Source organism: Streptomyces muensis (assembly GCF_021474425.1).
GTDB lineage: Bacteria > Actinomycetota > Actinomycetes > Streptomycetales > Streptomycetaceae > Streptomyces > Streptomyces muensis.
The window spans coordinates 1-3,088 of record NZ_JAKEIP010000484.1 but is presented as its reverse complement, the minus strand read 5'-3'; the positions used below and the strand labels follow the sequence as shown (position 1 = coordinate 3,088).

The window sequence follows — 3,088 nt, the reverse complement described above, 5'->3', positions numbered from 1 at the left end:
GATCATGGGCTACAACGGCCTCCGCCGTTGCCCTCGCCGCCGAGGATCCGGCCGAGGCCGTTGTAGCCCATGATCAGGTCCCAGGCCGTGCCGTCCGTCGAACCGCCGATGTAAGGGCGTTCGTCGGCGGGCACGAGCGAGACGGCCGCCGCCCACCAGAAGCTGGAGACGGCGAGGGCGACGCCCGCGAGGAACAGGTTGAGGATCCGCTTCACGAGCCTCGGCTTGGCCGCGTACAGGTAGACCGCGAAGACGGCGGGCAGCGCGATGTAGCCCTGCAGCATCTTCGTGTTGAACGCGAGACCGAAGCACACCGCGGAGCCGACCAGCGGCAGCGACCTGCCGTTGTGCACGGCCCGCAGGGCGAGCGCCGCGCCGCCGGCCATCAGGAACACCAGCAGCGTGTCGGGGTTGTTGTCACGGTTGATGGCGACCGTGATCGGCGTCAGCGCCAGCACCAGCGCGGCCACCGTCGCCGCGCCGTGGCCCCATACCCGCTTCACCGAGGCGTGCACGATCCAGATCGTCGCCAGCGCGACCAGGACCATCGGCAGCATCATCTGCCAGGTGCCGTAACCGAGGATCCGGCACGACAGCCCCATCACCATCAGGGCCAACGGCGGCTTGTCGACGGTCAGGAAGTTCCCCGCGTCCAGCGAGCCGAAGAACCACGCCTTCCAACTCTCCGTACCGCTCAGCACGGCCGCGCTGTAGAAGCTGTTCAGGCTGGAGCCGGAGAGGTTCCAGGAGTACAGCACCGCCGCCATGACGAGGATCGCGATCAGCGCCGGGAGCGACCAGCGGGGTGCCTTGTCCTTCTCCGGTGGCGGCCCTGCGGACGGGGCCGCCGGTGGCACCTGCGGGGGTACGTCGGGGGTCGCGGTGGGGTGGGCGTGGGGATCGGTGGCTGATGTCACCAGGGCATCGTGTGCGGCGGGGGTGGGTGCGGGCTGTGCCGGAACTTGCCCTTTCCTGTGGATTGGCAAAGGGGTCGGTAAAGGCGGGCGTTGCCGACCGGTGCCGACGGCAAGCCCTGCTACCTCGTCGGGGACGGTACCGGCCCTGTCTCCCGCCTGGCCGACACCGGCGAGAGCGTGCAGCTCGCCATGGCCGGCGACCTCCTCGACCACGCGGCCGACATGTTCGCCGGCCGCCGGGTCACGCCCGCGCAGCTCTGGTTCCTGGTTGCCCGGATGGGCGAGGCGCTGACCGATGTCCGGCGCATCGCGGAGAGTCGGAGCCGGCATTCGGACAGTCGGCAATGAGGCCGCCCGAGCGCGGGTCCCCCTCGTGCAGACTGAGAAGAACGAATTGATGTCTTCGCGGCATTCGGGGGAAAATTGTTGCGAATCCACTTCACCAGCCGGGATCTGGAGTGCTTACGGATCGCCGACAGGCCGGACCCGCTCTGGGAGATCATCTGCAGTGTCTGCCGGTTGCAGACCCGGGAGGGGCCGCAGGCCTTCGACCTGTGGCGGCGGAGGGTCCGGGACGGGCTGCGGCGCGGGGGAGCGCCTGGGCGGGCGGTCCGGGCGTTGGGGAGCCTGGTGCCGTATGCCGAGTACTTCCCGGATTTTCTCACGCCGAGCGGCGAGCGTCAGGACCATGCCCTGGAGGACGGAATCGACCGGGTGTTGGCGACGCCCCGTCGGCAACTGCGCCACGAGATCGAGCTCGTGGCGGCGGGCGGCCGCACGCCCTTCGCCGGGCCGGCCCTGGCACGTGGCGAGCGGGAGGTCATGATGCTGCTCGGCGGGTTGCTGCGGGTCTACCACGAAGCGTTCGTCGCCCCCGTGTGGGAGGCGATGGAGACGGCGGTGCGCGTGGACGTGAGCCGGCGTTCCCAGGCCCTGCTCACCGACGGGATCGCTGGCCTGCTGAACACGTTCCGCCCGATGGCCCGATGGCACTCGCCGGTCCTCGAGGTCGACTACCCGGTCGACCGGGACATGTACCTCGAAGGGCGCGGCCTGCTGCTGATCCCCTCGTACTTCTGCTGGCGGCGCCCGATCACCCTGGTCGACCGTTCGCTGCGGCCGGTACTGGTCTACCCGGTGGAGAAGTCGGCGCCCCTGGTGTCCGCCGCCGGACAGGCCGAACTGTCCAGGCTGCTCGGCAACACCAGGGCCGCGCTGCTCCAGGAGGCGGCCGCGCGTGCCTGGGGCACCACCTCCCAACTGGCCGCGAAGGTCGGGATCTCCCTGCCCAGCGCCAGCCAGCAGCTGACGGTGCTCCGCGAGAGCGGACTGCTGTCGAGCCATCGGGACGGCAAGCAGGTGCTGCATGCGGCGACCCCGTTGGGGCGGCGGCTGCTCGGCGGTCGCTTTGGCTGAGGCCAAAGGGTCGTGCGCGGGGGTGACGTCCGGGCGAGGCTGCTGGTGCGGACGCAGTCGCGGTCCCGCGGCTGCGGGCAAGCCACTACGGGGAGGCAACACATGCGTAAGTTAAGGATGGCACTGGCGGGCGGAACCGCCGCGGTCGCCCTCGGCGCCGGGCTGCTGGTCGGCGCCGGACCGGCCGCGGCAGGCGGGGCCGGGGCGGACGGCGTCCGGGCGGCGGCGACCGTGCACGGCTGCCCCTCCGGGGCGGTGTGCATCTACCCCGGTCCGAGCTGGAACAACGACAAGCCGTCCCACACCTACTGGAGTCGCGGCGTGCACAAGCTCTACGACCAGTACGACAAGCACCGCGTCTTCAACAACCAGACCGACGGCTGGACCGTGCAGATGTGCAAGGGCGGCAACGGAACGGGCTGCGGGGACAAGATGGGGCCCGGCTGGTACATCGACCAGAACCTGACGCCGATCAACTCGATCTACATCAAGCCCTGATCGCGGGGAAACCGGGACGGCGACGGCGGCCGGGCTCCTCTTCACCGAGGGGCGGCCCGGCCGTCGATCCGGCTCACGCGTACAACCATTCATACGTGCTCGTTGGTCAGAGGGGCATGACCCACGGGAGAACGAGCAAGAGTGAGAAGGCAGGGCGCGTCTCCGGACGCGCGAGAGCCGGCGTCGCGGCAGGTGTGGGCGTCGGCGTCGCGATGGCGTCCATAGCCGTCGCCACCCCCGCCGTCGCGGCCCCCGCC

Annotated in this window: 3 protein-coding genes and 1 pseudogene; 3 read left to right on the top strand and 1 reads right to left on the bottom strand. The window is 70.4% G+C overall.

The annotated features are described in order from the left end of the window. Positions 1–17: 17 nt before the first annotated feature. Positions 18–917, bottom strand: a pseudogene (locus tag L0P92_RS43430) (ArnT family glycosyltransferase); the annotation flags it as partial. Positions 918–1,007: 90 nt separating this feature from the next. Between L0P92_RS43430 and L0P92_RS43425 the strand changes: the two are divergent. The 3 genes from L0P92_RS43425 to L0P92_RS43415 all read left to right on the top strand — a co-directional run bounded on the left by L0P92_RS43425 (position 1,008) and on the right by L0P92_RS43415 (position 2,831). Then, positions 1,008–1,265 (top strand): hypothetical protein, encoded by a 258-nt coding sequence (locus tag L0P92_RS43425; protein WP_234768647.1) that lies wholly within the window; start codon positions 1,008–1,010, stop codon positions 1,263–1,265. Positions 1,266–1,343: 78 nt separating this feature from the next. Beyond that, positions 1,344–2,333: an ArsR/SmtB family transcription factor gene (locus tag L0P92_RS43420; RefSeq protein WP_234768646.1), complete on the top strand. Its 990-nt coding sequence runs from the start codon at positions 1,344–1,346 to the stop codon at positions 2,331–2,333. A 102-nt stretch (positions 2,334–2,435) separates the two neighbouring features. Then, complete coding sequence (locus L0P92_RS43415) at positions 2,436–2,831, top strand: hypothetical protein (protein ID WP_234768645.1); 396 nt, start codon at positions 2,436–2,438, stop codon at positions 2,829–2,831. Positions 2,832–3,088 lie beyond the last annotated feature (257 nt).